The following is a 14880-nucleotide window of genomic DNA, read 5'->3' on the forward strand; positions in this document are numbered from 1 at the left end:
TGCGACCGTCGCAAGGTGCGCTGTGTGCACTGTGCGCAGACTGCGCGGAATGTCGGATGGATCGAGCCGGAGCGGGACCGGAGCGGGGAGGGGAAGCCGTGGCGCGCGAGAGGTCGGGCCGGACGGCGCGCCATCTGGTCCTGGTGGCCCGCCTGCGACGGCTGCGGGAGGGCGCCGGTCTGTCCGTCCCCCAGGCCGCCACGCAGCTGGGTTGGCATCCCTCGACGCTGCGGCGGCTGGAGCAGGCGCAGACCTCCCTCGACGTGGGGCAGGTGTCCGCCCTGCTCGCCGCCTACGGGGCGGGTGCGGCGGAGGCCGACGACATCATGGGGCGGCTCAACGCGGCCAACATGCCCGGCTGGTGGCATCCATGGCGCGATGCGATGGCTCCCTGGCTGATGGACCTGATGAGCGTCGAGTCCGCCGCCGGCGTCGTACGCACCTGGGACCCGGCGCTGGTGCCGCTGCTCCTGCGGACCCCGGCCTACGCGATGGCCGTGGACGAGCTCCGGTGCCCCGACCGGGACGCCGCCGGGCGGCAGCGCCGGGCGGACTTCCTGGTCGAGCGTCAGAAACGGCTCCAGGAGCAGCAGACCCGGCTCTGGGCCCTGCTTCCCGTCACCGCGCTGCGCGTCCGGGTGGGCGGCGACGACGTGATGCGTGAGCAGGTCCGATCGATCCAGCAGATCGCGGAGCGGGGTGATGTGACGGTGCAGCTGCACCCCGAGTACGCGCCGCCGCACCCGCTGACCGGCGTCCCGGCGCTGACGCTCTACCGGGTGGAGATCCGGGAGATCGCCGACCATGTGGTGCGGGAGGGCGGACTCCCCGGCACGGCGGAGGTGTGGGACAGCCCCCACCCCGTGCAGACGTATCAGGGAATGCTGGACGTGTCGTGCGTGATGGCGATGCGGCCGGCCCGAACAGGAGAGGTGTTACAGGATGAGTACGACCGGAAATGGGCCTGAACTGCCCGCGCAGATCGATACGAGCGTCGCGCACTCCGCACGTGTCTGGAACTACTGGCTCGGCGGCAAGGACAACTTCCCGGCGGACCGGGCGGCGGGCGACGCCTACCGGGGGAAGTACCCGCTGATCGAGACGTTCGCGAAGGAGTCGCGGGACTTCCTGCGGCGTACGGTCACCCATCTCGCCCGGGACGCCGGAATCCGCCAGTTCCTCGATGTGGGCGCGGGGTTGCCGACGGCGAACAACACGCACGAGGTCGCCCAGCGGATAGCCCCGGACTCCCGGATCGTCTACGTCGACCACGACCCCCTGGTGCTCCTGCACGTCCACGCGCTGCTGACCAGCACCCCCGAGGGTGCGACCGCCTACGTCGAGGCGGACATGCGCGACACGGAGGCCGTGCTCGCCGGGGCGGCCGAGACCCTGGACCTGACCCGGCCCGTCGCCCTCGTGATCAGTGACGTCCTCGGGCACATCGTGGACTGGGACGACGCTCTGTCCCTGGTACGGCGGCTGGTGGACCGCCTGCCCTCCGGCAGCTACCTCTCGCTCAGCCACTCCACCGCCTCCGACGACGCCCACCGCGCCGTCCAGGACGAGTACAACGCGAGCGGCGCGATCCCGTACATCTTCCGGGAGCCGGAGACCACGATCGCGTTCTTCGAGGGGCTGGAGATGGTGGAGCCGGGCATGGTGTCCTGGCCGAACTGGCGGCCCGACGCGAACACCGGCACCACCACGGCCCGGGCCGGGTGGGGTGCGGTCGCCCGCATCCCCTGACCCACGCCCGTAACGACCGCGCCGCGCACGGAACTTCCCCCGCGCGCGGCGCGCACGGTCCGCGGAGGCTCGCACATGAGCAGCACAGGCACGACCGACCACGAGGCCAACGGCCCGCGGGGTGCCCGGCACGAGCGGGAGACGGCGGACCGGCTGCTGCGGGCGGCGACGCGCTCCGGCGCGCACCTGATCGCCGAGGCCGCGTCCCTGGTCCAGGGGTGGGCGGTGCTGGCCGATCCCATCGCCGGGGCCGTCTACAGCGCCCCCACCGCCGCGGCCGCCAGCGGGGTACACGCGGCGGCCGCCCCTCGGGAACACCCGCGCTGCACGCAGGTCCCGGCGGCCGGAGCCGTCCTCGTCCTGACCCCGGCGCCCACCGTGCCCCCGGCACACACCTGCCACGTCGCCACGACCACCGCGGCCCTCCTGGAGGTGCGCGGGCAACGCGCGGCGGAGCTGCGGGGCGAACAGATGCGGCTGCACACCACCCTGATCCGGCTGCTGCTGGCCGGCCACACCGCGGCCGTCACCGAGACCCTCGGCAGCGACCGGCTCACGCATGTCACGGTCTACCGGCTCTCCGGCGCCGACGTCCCCGCCGCCCACGAGGTTCTCTGGCGGGCCGTACGCCCCTCACTCGCCCCGCACGCCGACGCCTGCACCCTGTTGGGCCGGCCGGACGGCGAGCTGGTCGTCGCCGAGCTCCACCACGGCGGCGACGACGGGCGGATCCTGCGCCTGGTCTCCCGACTGAGCGAGCGGCACCACCTGCTCGCGGGCATGGCCGGACCACTGCCCCTGGCCGAGATGCCCACCGCCCACAGCGACGCCGCCGCCGCCCGGCACAGCGCCACTCCCGACCGCCGCATCGCCCCCGCCGACGCCGTGGGCGCCTCCCGGCTCACCTCTCTCCTGCCCACCTCCCCGTACGCCCGGTGGGCAGGATCCGTGCTGCGTCCGCTGGCCCCGGCCCACCGGCACCTCCTCCTGGTGTGGCTCCGCACCGGCAGCAAGCCCCGCGCCGCCGCCGCGCTCGGCCTGTCGGCCGGCACGGTCCGGGCCCGGATACGCGACCTGTCCCGGCTGCTCGGCGCGGACCTGGAGGACGCCACCGTGCGGGCGCATCTGCTGCTCGCCCTCCGCGCCCCGGCCCCCGACCCCGACAGCGGCAGCGGCAGCGGTCCTGCCCGGCTGGAGACGCTGCCGGACGGTCTCCTGGACACCGAGGCGGCCCGGACCTGGGCCGTCGGCCTGGTCGGCGGTCTGGAGCCACATCTGCGGATCGCCCTGGCCTGCTGGCTGCGCCACCACGCCCGGACCGCCCCCGCCGCGGCCGAACTGCACGTCCACCGCACCACCCTCACCGACTGGCTCTCCCAGTGCGCCGAACACCTCGCGCGAAACCTCGCCGACGCCACCGTGCGCGCCGAGATCCACCTCGCGCTGTCGGCCACCCGGACCGGCCCCGACGACCCGGCGGCCCTTCCCCGGCGCGGCGGCCGCACCTATCGCCGGCTGTGACCGGAGTCGGGCGCGGCCGGTCTCAGGACGATGCCTGGCCCGTCTCGAAGCGGCTGACCCGGTCGCCGGCGACCGTGAAGACCCAGCGTGTCCGCATCGTGCCCCAGGTGTCGTTGGTGTAGTCGACGACAAGGGTGCGGCCGTCGTCGGAGGCGTCCACGACCTTCATGCGGCCGTTGGCCTTCGGGGAGAAGATCTCCTTCTCCGTCCAGGCCGCGGGGTCCCGTTCGCTGCCGTCGTCGGACATGGTGGCGTCCTCGGTGAGGACGTCGGCGAAGAAGGCCTCCCTGTCGCCCGCGTTCACCGTGGTGACGAACTTCTCCACCACCGGGTCACTGATCGATGAGGTCATCGTGTTCCTCCTCGGCGCGTCCGGGAACGGGCGTCCCGGAGATCCTCACCGAGTCTCTGTCGGCACGCCCGCCACCGCATGTCGGGCGTGCCGGTCCGCGTAACCCCGTGGTGCCCCCGCCCGTGGCGGCGGATCAGGCGGGCGGCCCCGAGAGGGTGAGACCGGTCAGCCGTTGCGCGCCGACGCGGCGCACTCCTCGCGGTGGCGGTCTCCACCGAGGGCCCTCGGGAAGACCGCCCACGTCGTCACTCCGTCTCGTGACCGGCCCGGTCCTCGGGCAGCCCCCCGGTCCGGCTGAGGAAGAGGTCCCGCCCCGGACACGTCGTGTGCGCGGGCCACAGCGCGTGGACCGGGGCCTGGACGGGCGGGTCCAGGTCGACGACGTGGGCCGCGCCGCCCGCCGCCGGGCCCGGGGGCGTCGTGACGAAGGCGATGCGACCGGTCGCGGTGACGGCCGTGATGGGCGGGGTGCCCTGGACCGGGTTGCGCCGGGTGTCCGGTTCGACGCCCGCCTGGCGGCACAGGCCGATCAGGAGATCCGTGTACGCGGACGAGCCCGGCTCGCCCCACACCGTGAGCGGCTGGCCGCGCAGGTCGTCCAGCGCCACCGAGGACCGGGTGGCGAGCGGGTGTCCGGCGGGGACGGCGACCCGCAGGCGGTGTTCCGCGATCCGGGCCCGGGTCAGGCCCGCACCGGCGGGCATGGCGCGGCTCAGGCCCAGGTCGCAGGCCCCGGTGGGGAGTTGCTCGCGCAGTTCGTCGGGGAAGAGCTGGCGGACGTGCGCCTGGATGCCCTGGTCCTCCGTACGGGCGCGGGTGAGCAGTTCCACGACCTCCTCGGCGGTGACGGCCGGGGTGTGGCCGATGCGCAGGTGGCCCGCCACGCCGCGCCCGATGCGACGGGCCCGGTCCAGGGCGGCGAGCGCCTGGGCGCCGAGGGCGCGGGCGTCGTCGATGAGGGCCTGCCCGGCGGGGGTCGGGGTGACGTGCTGGTGCCCCCGGTCCAGGAGCTGGACGCCGACGTGCCTCTCCAGGGTGCGGATGGAGGTGCTCAGCGCCTGCTGGCTCAGGTGCAGCCGTTCGGCCGCCCGGGTGAACCCGCCCTCCTCCGCGACGGCGACGAGATGCTCCAGCTTGCGCAGGTCCAGACTCACGCGGTCCTCCCGGACACCTCGGCCGACGACGGACGGGTCAGCGGACGGTGTAGCCGCCGTTGGCGAAGATCGTCTGGCCGGTGATCCAGCCGCCCTCGGTGACGAGGAACTTCACCAGCGGCGCGATGTCCTCGATCTCCGTCAGCCGGCCGCCCATGGCCTGGGACTTGTGGAACTCCACCCGCTCCGGCGTCTCCTGCGGGTAGAAGAACGGCGTGTCCATCGGCCCCGGGGCCACATTGTTCACGGCGATGCCGCGCGGGGCGAACTCCTTGGCCGCCGCCCGGGTGAAGTGCTCCAGCGGGGCCTTCGCGCCCGCATAGGTGGCGTACCCGTCGGTGAAGGCGGCGAGCAGCGAGGTGACCAGGCTGACGATGCGGCCGCCGTCGTTGAGGCGCGCACCAGCCTCCTGGAGGAAGAAGAACGCCGCCTTGGAGTTGATCGCGAACATGCGGTCGTACTCCTCCTCGGTCGTCTCGCCGATCGGCTTCCGCAGCACCATGCCGGTGGTGTTCACGGCGACGTCCACCCCGCCGAAGGCGTCCAGCGCCTGGTCGAAGAGGCTCCGCACGCCCTCGACACGGGTCAGGTCCTCGCGTACGACAACGGCCTGCGCGCCCGTGCCCCGTACGGCCTCCGCCGTCTTCTCGGCATCGGCGGCGGTGTTCTCGCCGTGGTAGTGGACGACGACGTTCGCGCCGGCCTCGCCGAGCGTGCGGCTGATCAGGCCACCGAGGTTCTTCGCACCGCCGGCGACCACCGCGGTCCTGCCGGCCAGCGACTGCGGCTGCTCCTGCTGCTGCTGCTGCTCACTCATGACGGATCCCTCTCTCCCGGCCGCATTCCGATATGCGGCGTTCGTCGTAGTTTCCGCTGACCACGTTAGGAGCGCGCCCCCGGCCCGGGGAAACACAAAGATCGGGTCGGCCCACCAGGAAGATGGGTCACCGCAGGTCAGCGCAGGCGCAAGGGCGTCGTCCGCGTGTCCGGAAAGGCCATTGACGTACGCGTACGGGTCACGAAGGATCACCGCGTGACGACCTCCGAACAGCCTTCGCCCGCCCCCGGACCGGTCCGCCCCATCGCCCTGATCACGGGCGTCGGCCGCAGCATCGGCATCGGCGCGGGCATCGCGCGCCGGCTGGCGGCCTCCGGCTGGGACGTCGCCTTCACCTACTGGACGCCGTACGACCGCCGGATGGACTGGGGCGCCGAGCCCGGGGCCGCCGCGTCCATCGCGAAGGAGCTGGCGGAGGCAGGGGCCCGTACGACGGCGATCGAGGCGGACCTGTCCGACCCCGACGCGCCGACGCGCATCTTCGACGAGGCGGAACAGCGCCTCGGCGGGCCCGTGAGCGCACTCGTCCTCTCGCACGCGGAGTCCGTGGACTCGGGGCTGCTCGACACCACCGTGGAGGCGTTCGACCGGCACTTCGCGGTGAACGCCCGGGCCAGCTGGCTGCTGATCCGCGAGTACGGGCTGCGCTTCCGCAGCGCGCCCGGCACCGCGACGGGCCGGATCGTCGCGCTCACCAGCGACCACACCGTGGGCAACCTTCCCTACGGGGCGAGCAAGGGGGCCCTGGACCGCATCACGCTGGCCGCCGCGCACGAGCTGGCCCACCTCGGGGTGACGGCGAACGTCGTCAACCCCGGCCCGGTGGACACCGGCTGGATGACCGACGAGCTGCGCGAGGCCCTGGTGCGGGACACCCCGCTCGGCCGTCTCGGCACCCCGCAGGACACCGCCCACCTGGTGGGATTCCTGTGCTCCCCCGAAGGCCAGTGGGTCAACGGCCAGTTGTTGAGGAGCAACGGCGGCGCGGCTTCCTAGCCCCCGTTCCGCACCGCCGCTCGCCGGGGCGCGAACCGGCACGTCACGTCAGTGCGTCCGAGCAGGACGGAGCGTCTAATCTGGCGTGGTCCATGTAGTGCACAGGGGGTCGTATGCACAACGAAGACAGGGCCGGCGGAGCGGACGACGGGGCCTGGGGTCCCGAGGACCGCCGGTCGGGCGACGCCCCCCGGCGGCCGGACGCCGTGGCGCCGCAGGAGTGGCCGAGCACGCCACCGCCGCACGGCGCGCAGCCCTCCCCCCGGACCGTGATCGACGGCCGCTACGAGCTGCTGGAGCCGATCGGCAGCGGCGGAATGGGCGAGGTCTGGAAGGCTCACGACCGGCGACTGCGCCGGCTCGTCGCCGTGAAGGGCCTGCTCGACCGGAACGCCATGACCGCGGCCACGCAGACGGCGGCGCTGCAGCGGGCGCGGCGCGAGGCGGAGGCCATCGCCAAGATCGAGCACCAGAACGTGGTGACGGTCCACGACCAGGTCGAGACCGACAACCAGGTCTGGATCGTGATGAAGCTGCTCGAAGCGAGGTCCCTGGGGGACCTGTTGAGCGGCGACGGCGTCCTCGCCGTGCCGAGGGCCGCGAACATCGGCCTCCAGGTCCTCCAGGGCCTGCGGGCGGTCCACGCGGCATCGGTCGTGCACCGCGACGTCAAGCCGGGCAACGTCCTCGTCCGCGACGACGGTCTCGCGATCCTGGTGGACTTCGGCATCGCCACCTTCGAGGGCGCGGACCGTGTGACCCGGTCCGGAAGCGTCATCGGCACCCCCTCCTACCTGGCGCCCGAGCTCTTCGCCCCCGCCTCCCCGGGCCCCGCCCCCGCCTCCGACCTGTGGGCGCTCGGGATCACCCTGTACGAGATGGTCGAGGGCCGGGTGCCCTTCGCCGGGCACGAGGTCTGGGAGGTCCAGGAGAACATCCGGCACTCCCCCGACCCGGCCCTCCGCTACGCCGGTCCCCTCGCGCCGGTCATCCAGGGGCTGTTGATCACGGATCCGCGGGAGCGCCTGGACGCGGCCACGGCCGAGGCGATGCTCCGCGAGGTGCTCACGGACCCCTCCGCGCCGAACGCGGCGGTGGCCGCGTCGGCGACGCACCCGCCGACGGCCGTCTCCACACCGAACCCTTCGACGCCCGCCCCCGCGCCCGGTCCCGCCGCCCCTCCGCCCGCACCGGCATCGGTGCTGCCCACACCCCCGCCCGCTCCCGCGGCGACCGGCCGGTACCGGGGCTGGAAGCCGGTCGCGGCGGTGGTGTGCGTGGCCCTGCTGGCCGGCGCGGGCTGGATGGTCTCCCGGGGCGACGGCGAGAAGAGCGGGGGCGGCGACCGGACCGGCTCGGTGCGGGGCCAGGGCGAGGGCGCGGCGGGCAGCGGCTCCCAGGAGCGGTGGAAGGACACGCACCCGACCCTGAAGATCGGCGTCAAGGACGACCAGCCCGGGCTGAGCATCTTCGACAAGAAGTCGCGTACGTACCAGGGTTACGACATCGACCTGGCGTACGCGATCGCCGAGAGCATGGGCTACGGCAAGGGCGAGGTGGCCTTCACCACGGTCGCCACCGACTACCGGAGCACCGCGCTGAAGACCAAGCAGGTGGACCTGGTCATCGCGTCGTACAGCATCACCGACGACCGCAAGACCGCCTCGCCCGGCGGCTACAGCGTGGACTTCGCGGGCCCGTACTACGAGGCGAGCCGGGGCTTCCTGGTCCGTGAGAAGTCGAGCAAGTACACGATCAACGACTCCAGCGACCTGCGGGACCTCGGCGTCGAGGTCTGCACGGCACGGGAGTCGACGTACGAGAAGGCGCTGCCGAAGCAGGGCTTCACCATGGCGAAGTCGCAGCCCAACACCTATCAGGACTGCCTGGACAAGCTGCTGGACCCCAAGTCCGACGTGTACGCGGTGGCCTCCGACGACATCATTCTCGCGGGGTACGTCGAGGCGAACCAGGGCAAGGTACGGCGGCTGGAGAACATCCAGGGCGCCGAGGGCTACGGCGTGGCGATGCGGCCGAAGACCCCGATCCTGAAGGACGAGGTGTGCTCGGCGCTCCGCACGATCCTGGGCGGCAAGATCTGGGAGGACATGTACAAGGAGAACCTGTCCGGGCTGGTGGGCAACAAGAACCCGCCGGGCCGCCCGGACCTGACGGAGTGCAAGCAGTCCTGAGGCCGCGGCGCCCGCGGAGCGCGCGACACAACGACGGGCTCATGGGCTCAGCGCTCGGGGAACCGCTCCCCGCACCGACTGCAGAAGACCGGTGCGGGGTCCTGGGACAGCCGCCCGCACCCCGGGCAGACCCGGTCCAGCATGCAGGGCCCCTCGCCCCCCTCGTACGCCCCGGCCGGCGGCTTGATCGCGAGGCCGGGGCGGCGGCGGTGGACGGTGAGGTACACCAGCCCGTCGGGCCCGGCGACCAGCGCCCGCCGTGACGTGCGGGGCAGCCAGAGGACGGCGCCGGGCCCCAGCTCCAGGACCGGCCCGCCCTCCGCCGTCCTGGCGCTCCCCTGGCCCTCCAGCACGACGAGGAGCACGTCGAGCACGTCCTCCTGATGCTCACCGACCTCGGCGCCCGGCGGCAGGCGCACCAGATTGGCGTCCAGCTCCCGCCCGGGCTCGGCCAGGTGCCAGAGCGCACCGCGGTCGTCGGGTGCGGCGGAGGCGAGCAGTTCGTCGAGGACGGCGAGAATGCGGGGCGCGGCGTTCACGGCGTCCAGGCTACGCGGCGGCCTGGGTGGGCGCGCTGGCCGCCGCGACGCAGAACTCGTTGCCCTCCGGGTCGGCCATCACCACATGGTGTTCGTCGACCTCCGCCAGCACGGACCCGCCGGCCGCCACCAGCCGCGCGGCCTCCGCCCGGATGCGGTCCCACCGTTCGGCGACGGTTCCGTGGCCGGCGATCCGGACGTCGATGTGCAGCCGGTTCTTGGCGGTCTTCGGCTCGGGGACCTTGAGGATGGAGAGCCGGGGGCCGACGTCGTCCGGGTCGCAGAGCCACGCCCCGGCGTCCACCGTCTCGCCCTCCGGCAGCTCGAACTGGGCGAGCCACTCCTCCCGGGTCGCGAACGGCGGCGGCGGGGGCAGGTCCACATAACCCAGTGCCGACTTCCAGAAGGCGGACAGGAGTTGGGCGTCGCCGGCGTCAAGGGTCAGATCGATACGTGCTGTCGTCATGGGCAGGACCGTACGGGACGCCACCGACAGTCGCATCCGCGTAACGTGGCCCACCGCCCGCCACCCGCCGCACCGAGGGGAACAACGCCGTGCACCGCGAACCGGACGACGCCTACCCCCCGATCGAACCGTACGAAAGTGGCATGCTGGACGTCGGCGACGGCAACCACGTGTACTGGGAGGCGTGCGGCAACCCGGACGGCAAGCCGGCCCTCGTGGTGCACGGCGGCCCCGGCTCCGGCTGCACACCCCGCGCCCGCCGGTACTTCGACCCGGACCGCTACCGGGTGGTCCTCTTCGACCAGCGGGGCTGCGGCCGCTCCACACCGCACGCGAGCGACCCGGCGACGGACATGTCGCACAACACGACGGCACACCTGATCGCCGACATGGAACGCCTGCGGGAACACCTGAACATCGCCAAGTGGCTGCTGTACGGCGGCTCCTGGGGCTCGACCCTGATCCTGGCGTACGCCGAGGAGCACCCGGAGCGGGTCACGGAGGCGGTGATCCCCGCGGTGACGACGACCCGCCGCAGCGAGATCGACTGGCTCTACCGGGGCGTGGGCCAACTCTTCCCCGAGGCCTGGGACGCCTTCCGCAGGGGCGTCCCCGAGACAACCGACCCGGCCGGCCTGGTCGCGGCGTACGCCCGCCGCATGGAGAGCGGGGACGCCGCCGTACGGGAGAGGGCCACGGCCGACTGGTGCGCCTGGGAGGACGCGGTCGTCTCGATGGAGGCGGCCCAGGGCCCGCCCCCGTACAGCAGCCGCCCGGACCGCGCCCAGCAGGCGTTCGTCCGGATCTGCGCCCACTACTTCGCCCACGGAGCCTGGCTGGAGGAAGGCCGCCTCCTCGCCCGCGCCCACCGCCTGACCGGCATCCCGGCCGCCCTGATCCACGGCCGCTTCGACCTGGCGAGCCCCCTGACCACCGCCTGGGAACTGGCCCGCGCCTGGCCCGACGCCGAGCTGACGATCATCGAGAACGCGGGGCACACGGGCGGTGCGGAGACCCGACGGGCGGTGCTGGGGGCGCTGGACGGGTTCGCGGGAAAGGGCTGATGAACGACTCCGGTCGTCGGCTCCTCAAGGAACCGGCGGCCGACGTGGTCGAGCACGAACTGTGCTGAGAGTGACGTCAACTGCCGCTGAAGGCCATCCACATCAAGCCTGCGGAGCGACGTCGCCCCGCCCACTCTCCGTGCGGGCAGTAATCGTACTTGCCGTAGGTGTAGGTCGTCTTCTGGGACGCCGTGCGTTGGGCGTTCGTGTACTGCGGAAGGTCGGTCGTGCGGCCACGCGCGTCGGTCACCGTGGTGGTGGCCGTTCCGCCCTTCGGGGGGATGACGGTCGTGCGGTCGCCCTCGTACACCGTCTTGCTGCGCCACTGCTCGTCGCCGAACTTCACCGACAGCGCGTCCGTGACCCGGCCCAGCCCGTCGAAGTGGTTCTGCACCGCCGCCGGCACGGTGTTCACCGCGGCGGAGGACAGCTTCGCCGACGGCGCGCCCTCGGCGTAGTAGGGGGCGTACGTCTGCCAGGCCCAGCCACGGGTGTCGTAGTGGGTCTCGGTCATGATCCGGTTCTGGGTGCCGGTGGCCGGGGCCTGCGTCTGCCGCTCGCGCAGCAGACCGTCGTAGAGCGCGTAGGTGGTGGTGTAGGCGCCGTTCTGCTTCAGCGTCCTGGTGGCGACGGTGTTCGCATCGGTCCTGGAGACGACGTAGCCGTACTCCGCCGAGGGCTTGTCCTCGTGGGCGGCCTTGGGCCAGCCCGGCTCCCACACCTTCAGGACACGGCCGAGACCGTCGTGGACGGTGTCGGTGCGCTTGCCGTTCGCGTCCACCGTCGCGGTGACCGCTCCCCGGACCGGGTCGTGCGTGGTCGTGGCCACGTGGTCCTTGGCGTTGGTCACGGCGACCGTCGTCGGCGCCTTGAGGGTGGCCGGGGTGTAGTCGGTCCGCGTGGTGGCCTGCAGCGCGTCCGTCGAGGTCTTCTCGCGGCCGTGCCGGTCGTAGGTGTGGGTGGCGGTCGTGAGGCGCCCCGTGCCCTTGGCGTCCTGCTCGTCCAGCCGGGTCACGTCACCCCTGACCGGCGGGGTGGACAGGCTCGTCGCACCGTCGTAGAAGTGCCGCGCGGACGAGATCAGGTCCCCGGGGAGGGACGGTGTGGTGCCGCAGGCCCGGCCACCGTCTTCGTCTCGGAGACCGTGGTGAGGATGTTGAGCGAGGGGTTACGGGCGTACGTGGTGGTGGTGCACCGCTCGTCGCCCGTCTTCGCCGTGTCCCCGAGCGAGGCCTCGGTCAGGGTCTGGCCCAGCGCGTCGAAGGTGCGCTCTGTGCGGGTACCGCGCCAGCCCGTGCCGACGGCGGTACGGGTCTGCTCGCTCTTGCCGGCCGTGGCGTACGCGTAGCGGGTGGGCAGTCCTTCGGCACGGGTCTCCGTGGCCGTCGCGGCCGACCGCCACGGCTCGTGGCTGGTGGTGGTTTCGAGCTTGCCGCCGTCCCAGTTGTACGTCGCCTCTTCCCGGGCCATCCCGGCGAAGGCTTCCCTGTCGGTGACGGCGATGCCTTCGTGGTCCTTGACCGCGGCCCCGTCGATGCCCCGGAAGTAGCGGTACTCCTTGAGGGTCCGCTTGTCGGGGGCGACACCGCTGCGCACCTGGACGCGGCCGTATCCCCTGCGGTCGCCGTACGTGAGGTGCTTGGCGTCGGTGAACTCGTCGTCCTTCGACTTGGTCCAGCCCATGCCGTCCAGGTACGTGTAGTCGGTCTGCTTGGCGGGTGCCCCGCCGGTCCTGTCGGTCTCCAGGATCTGGGTGACGACGTAGGTGTGGAACCAGTCGAGGTACGGCTCGTAGTTCGCCGCCGGCGCGTTCGGCGGCGACCACTTCACCGGGTAGCAGCGCCGTGTGAAGGCCCAGGTGTCCACCGGCTTGAAGGCGGTTCCGACGAGGACCGACGTGTCGATCTTCGTCAGCCGCGTCCGGCTCCAGAAGGACGGCGAACAGCGGTCCTTGCACTCCGTGCCCGAGGCGCAGTAGCGGTCGAAGGGGACGTCCGGCCAGTTCTTCGCGTGCGCCTTGTCGAAGGTTCCGCAGTCGCTCAGGCAGCGCTCACTGTTCGTGAAGTCGATCTTGGCGGCGGGCTGGGCGTAGAAGTTGTTGCCCGCCCTCGTCGGCGACGGCTCCTGGTCGTCCTACGACCTGGCGGCGCCGGGTGACCGCACCGGCAACGGGCGGGTCGATCTCCTCGCGCGGCACAGGACCGGCGGGGAGCTCCGCCTCTACGAAGGCACCGGCCCGGCGGGACAGGGCCTCGGCAGCGGTCCCGCCTCCACCGTCATCGGAACCGGCTGGTCCCGCACCCACCGCCCGCTGCTCACCGCCTTCCCCGACGCGGGCTCGGACGGCAAGGCGGACGTCTTCGCCACGGGCGGCGACGACAAGCTCTACGTCTACCCCAGCATCTCCGGCAAGGGCGTAGCCGTCGGAACCAGCGGCTGGCTGGACTTCCAGGCCCTCAGCTGACGGACGGGCCGGCGGCACCGGGGGCCTCCCGTCACTGCGACGGGAGGCCCCCTTTCTCTGCGCTCACGGTCTTACCAGGCGAACGCCTCCGGCGAAGGCCCCGGGCCCGGGAAGATCTCGTCCAGGCCCGTGAGCACGGCCTCCGGGAGGTCCAGTTCCAGGGCGCGCAGGGCACTGTCCAGCTGGTCGGCGGTGCGCGGGCCGACGATCGGGCCCGTGACGCCGGGGCGGGTCAGCAGCCAGGCCAGGGCCACTTCGCCGGGTTCCAGGCCGTGCTTGTCGAGCAGGTCCTCGTACGCCTGGAGCTGGGACCGGGTGGCGGGGTCGGCCAGGGCGTCGGCCGCCCGGCCCGAGGCGCGGCGGCCGCCCTCGGCCGTCTTCCTGATGACGCCGCCCAGCAGGCCGCCGTGCAGCGGCGACCACGGGATGACGCCGAGGCCGTAGTCCCGCGCGGCCGGGATGACCTCCATCTCGGCGCGGCGCTCGACGAGGTTGTAGATGCACTGTTCGCTGACCAGGCCGAGCGACCCCCGCCGGGCGGCCTGTTCGTTGGCCTGGGCGATCTTGTAGCCGGGGAAGTTCGAGGAACCGGCGTACAGGATCTTGCCCTGCTGGACCAGGACGTCGATCGCCTGCCAGATCTCGTCGAAGGGCGTGTCCCGGTCGACGTGGTGGAACTGGTACAGGTCGATGTGGTCGGTCTGGAGACGCTTGAGCGAGGCGTCGACCGCGCGCCGGATGTTCACGGCGGAGAGCTTGTCGTGGTTCGGCCAGGCGTCGCCGTCGGCGGCCATGTTCCCGTACATCTTGGTGGCCAGGACCACCTTGTCGCGCCTGCCGCCGCCCTGCGCGATCCAGGTGCCGATGATCTCCTCGGTGCGGCCCTTGTTCTCGCCCCAGCCGTAGACGTTGGCCGTGTCGAAGAAGTTCAGGCCCGCGCCGAGCGCGGAGTCCATGATCGCGTGGCTGTCCGACTCGTTGGTCTGCGGGCCGAAGTTCATCGTCCCGAGGACGAGTCGGCTGACCTTGAGTCCTGTGCGTCCGAGCTGTGTGTACTTCATGACGCCCCAGCCAACTCCTTCGAGTCCACTCCAGGCAAGTGTGTCCCCCGGACGCGCCGGACGGGCATGTCTTCCCGGCGGTCGGCCGGTGTCAGCCGCCCAGGGCGGCCCCCACGGCGACGACGACGAACATCAGCACGAGCACGGCCGCCATGATGCGGTTTCTGGTCTTCGGGTCCACCCTTCGAGCGTAACGGCACCGCTCACCGGCCGAGCGGCCAGGCCCGCACCACCTCGTAGCGCGGCTGCTCCCCCGGCACCCCGGACACCGGCGGATCGCTCCGTACGAGACTCAGCTCACCGGCCTCCCAGCGTTCCCCCTCGAACCCCGCCAGCGCCGCGGTGAAGGGCCTCAGGTCCGCCTCGCCCCGGCTCCGGGCCAGCGTGAGGTGCGGGGCGTAGCGGCGGTGCTCCTCCATCGGCAGCCCGGCCCGCCGGCCCGCGGCGTCGGCGCGCTCGGCGAGCAGTCGCAGCGTGTCGAGCC

Annotated in this window: 16 protein-coding genes; 7 read left to right on the top strand and 9 right to left on the bottom strand. The window is 72.6% G+C overall.

Annotation, left to right across the window (positions count from 1 at the left end; genetic code table 11):
* Positions 1-98: 98 nt before the first annotated feature.
* From CR470_RS05180 to CR470_RS05190, 3 genes are all read left to right on the top strand, one after another.
* Positions 99-968: a helix-turn-helix domain-containing protein gene (locus CR470_RS05180; RefSeq protein ID WP_097866394.1), complete on the top strand. Its 870-nt coding sequence runs from the start codon at positions 99-101 to the stop codon at positions 966-968.
* Complete coding sequence (locus CR470_RS05185; RefSeq protein ID WP_097866395.1) at positions 943-1749, top strand: SAM-dependent methyltransferase; 807 nt, start codon at positions 943-945, stop codon at positions 1747-1749. Before CR470_RS05180 ends, CR470_RS05185 begins: the two co-directional genes overlap by 26 nt.
* A gap of 75 nt (positions 1750-1824) precedes the next feature.
* A complete protein-coding gene (locus tag CR470_RS05190; RefSeq protein WP_097866396.1) occupies positions 1825-3270 on the top strand; it encodes a helix-turn-helix domain-containing protein in 1446 nt (481 codons plus the stop codon).
* 22 nt (positions 3271-3292) lie between these two features.
* Here the strand turns inward: CR470_RS05190 and CR470_RS05195 are convergent, their stop codons facing one another.
* The 3 genes from CR470_RS05195 to CR470_RS05205 all read right to left on the bottom strand — a co-directional run bounded on the left by CR470_RS05195 (position 3293) and on the right by CR470_RS05205 (position 5593).
* Positions 3293-3622 carry a hypothetical protein gene (locus CR470_RS05195; RefSeq protein WP_097866397.1) on the bottom strand — a complete coding sequence of 110 codons (330 nt, stop codon included), beginning with the start codon at positions 3620-3622 and terminating at the stop codon, positions 3293-3295.
* Positions 3623-3867: 245 nt separating this feature from the next.
* Entirely contained in the window at positions 3868-4776 is a 909-nt protein-coding gene (locus CR470_RS05200) for a LysR substrate-binding domain-containing protein (RefSeq protein WP_097866398.1), read from the bottom strand.
* 37 nt (positions 4777-4813) lie between these two features.
* Positions 4814-5593 (bottom strand): SDR family oxidoreductase, encoded by a 780-nt coding sequence (locus CR470_RS05205; RefSeq protein WP_097866399.1) that lies wholly within the window; start codon positions 5591-5593, stop codon positions 4814-4816.
* A gap of 216 nt (positions 5594-5809) precedes the next feature.
* Between CR470_RS05205 and CR470_RS05210 the strand changes: the two genes are divergently transcribed.
* Positions 5810-6610 carry an SDR family oxidoreductase gene (locus tag CR470_RS05210; RefSeq protein ID WP_097866400.1) on the top strand — a complete coding sequence of 267 codons (801 nt, stop codon included), beginning with the start codon at positions 5810-5812 and terminating at the stop codon, positions 6608-6610.
* Between the two features lie 113 nt (positions 6611-6723).
* Positions 6724-8802: a serine/threonine-protein kinase gene (locus CR470_RS05215; RefSeq protein WP_097866401.1), complete on the top strand. Its 2079-nt coding sequence runs from the start codon at positions 6724-6726 to the stop codon at positions 8800-8802.
* Between the two features lie 47 nt (positions 8803-8849).
* On the opposite strand, the gene CR470_RS05220 is transcribed toward CR470_RS05215, so the two are convergent.
* Both CR470_RS05220 and CR470_RS05225 read right to left on the bottom strand, forming a co-directional pair.
* On the bottom strand, positions 8850-9341 hold the full coding sequence (locus tag CR470_RS05220) for a hypothetical protein (protein ID WP_097866402.1): 492 nt from the start codon (positions 9339-9341) through the stop codon (positions 8850-8852).
* 10 nt (positions 9342-9351) lie between these two features.
* Positions 9352-9807 (bottom strand): VOC family protein, encoded by a 456-nt coding sequence (locus CR470_RS05225; protein WP_097866409.1) that lies wholly within the window; start codon positions 9805-9807, stop codon positions 9352-9354.
* 89 nt (positions 9808-9896) lie between these two features.
* Between CR470_RS05225 and pip the strand changes: the two genes are divergently transcribed.
* Entirely contained in the window at positions 9897-10871 is a 975-nt protein-coding gene (gene pip, locus CR470_RS05230) for a prolyl aminopeptidase (RefSeq protein ID WP_097866403.1), read from the top strand.
* A gap of 76 nt (positions 10872-10947) precedes the next feature.
* On the opposite strand, the gene CR470_RS39390 is transcribed toward pip, so the two are convergent.
* Entirely contained in the window at positions 10948-11886 is a 939-nt protein-coding gene (locus tag CR470_RS39390) for a hypothetical protein (protein WP_179892141.1), read from the bottom strand.
* 65 nt (positions 11887-11951) lie between these two features.
* Positions 11952-12737: a hypothetical protein gene (locus CR470_RS39395; protein WP_179892142.1), complete on the bottom strand. Its 786-nt coding sequence runs from the start codon at positions 12735-12737 to the stop codon at positions 11952-11954.
* Between the two features lie 232 nt (positions 12738-12969).
* Here CR470_RS39395 and CR470_RS05240 point away from each other — a divergent pair, with 232 nt between their 5' ends.
* Positions 12970-13335 (top strand): hypothetical protein, encoded by a 366-nt coding sequence (locus CR470_RS05240; protein WP_179892143.1) that lies wholly within the window; start codon positions 12970-12972, stop codon positions 13333-13335.
* Positions 13336-13406: 71 nt separating this feature from the next.
* Here CR470_RS05240 and CR470_RS05245 read toward each other — a convergent pair whose 3' ends face one another.
* Together CR470_RS05245 and CR470_RS05255 are read right to left on the bottom strand one after the other, a co-directional pair.
* Positions 13407-14396, bottom strand: a complete 990-nt coding sequence (locus tag CR470_RS05245; RefSeq protein ID WP_097866404.1) for an aldo/keto reductase — start codon at positions 14394-14396, stop codon at positions 13407-13409.
* 203 nt (positions 14397-14599) lie between these two features.
* Positions 14600-14880: 2'-5' RNA ligase family protein (locus CR470_RS05255; protein ID WP_306667787.1), on the bottom strand; the 281-nt coding region annotated here is incomplete at its 5' end.

Source organism: Streptomyces sp. rh34 (genome assembly GCF_002551245.1).
Classification (GTDB): Bacteria; Actinomycetota; Actinomycetes; order Streptomycetales; family Streptomycetaceae; genus Streptomyces.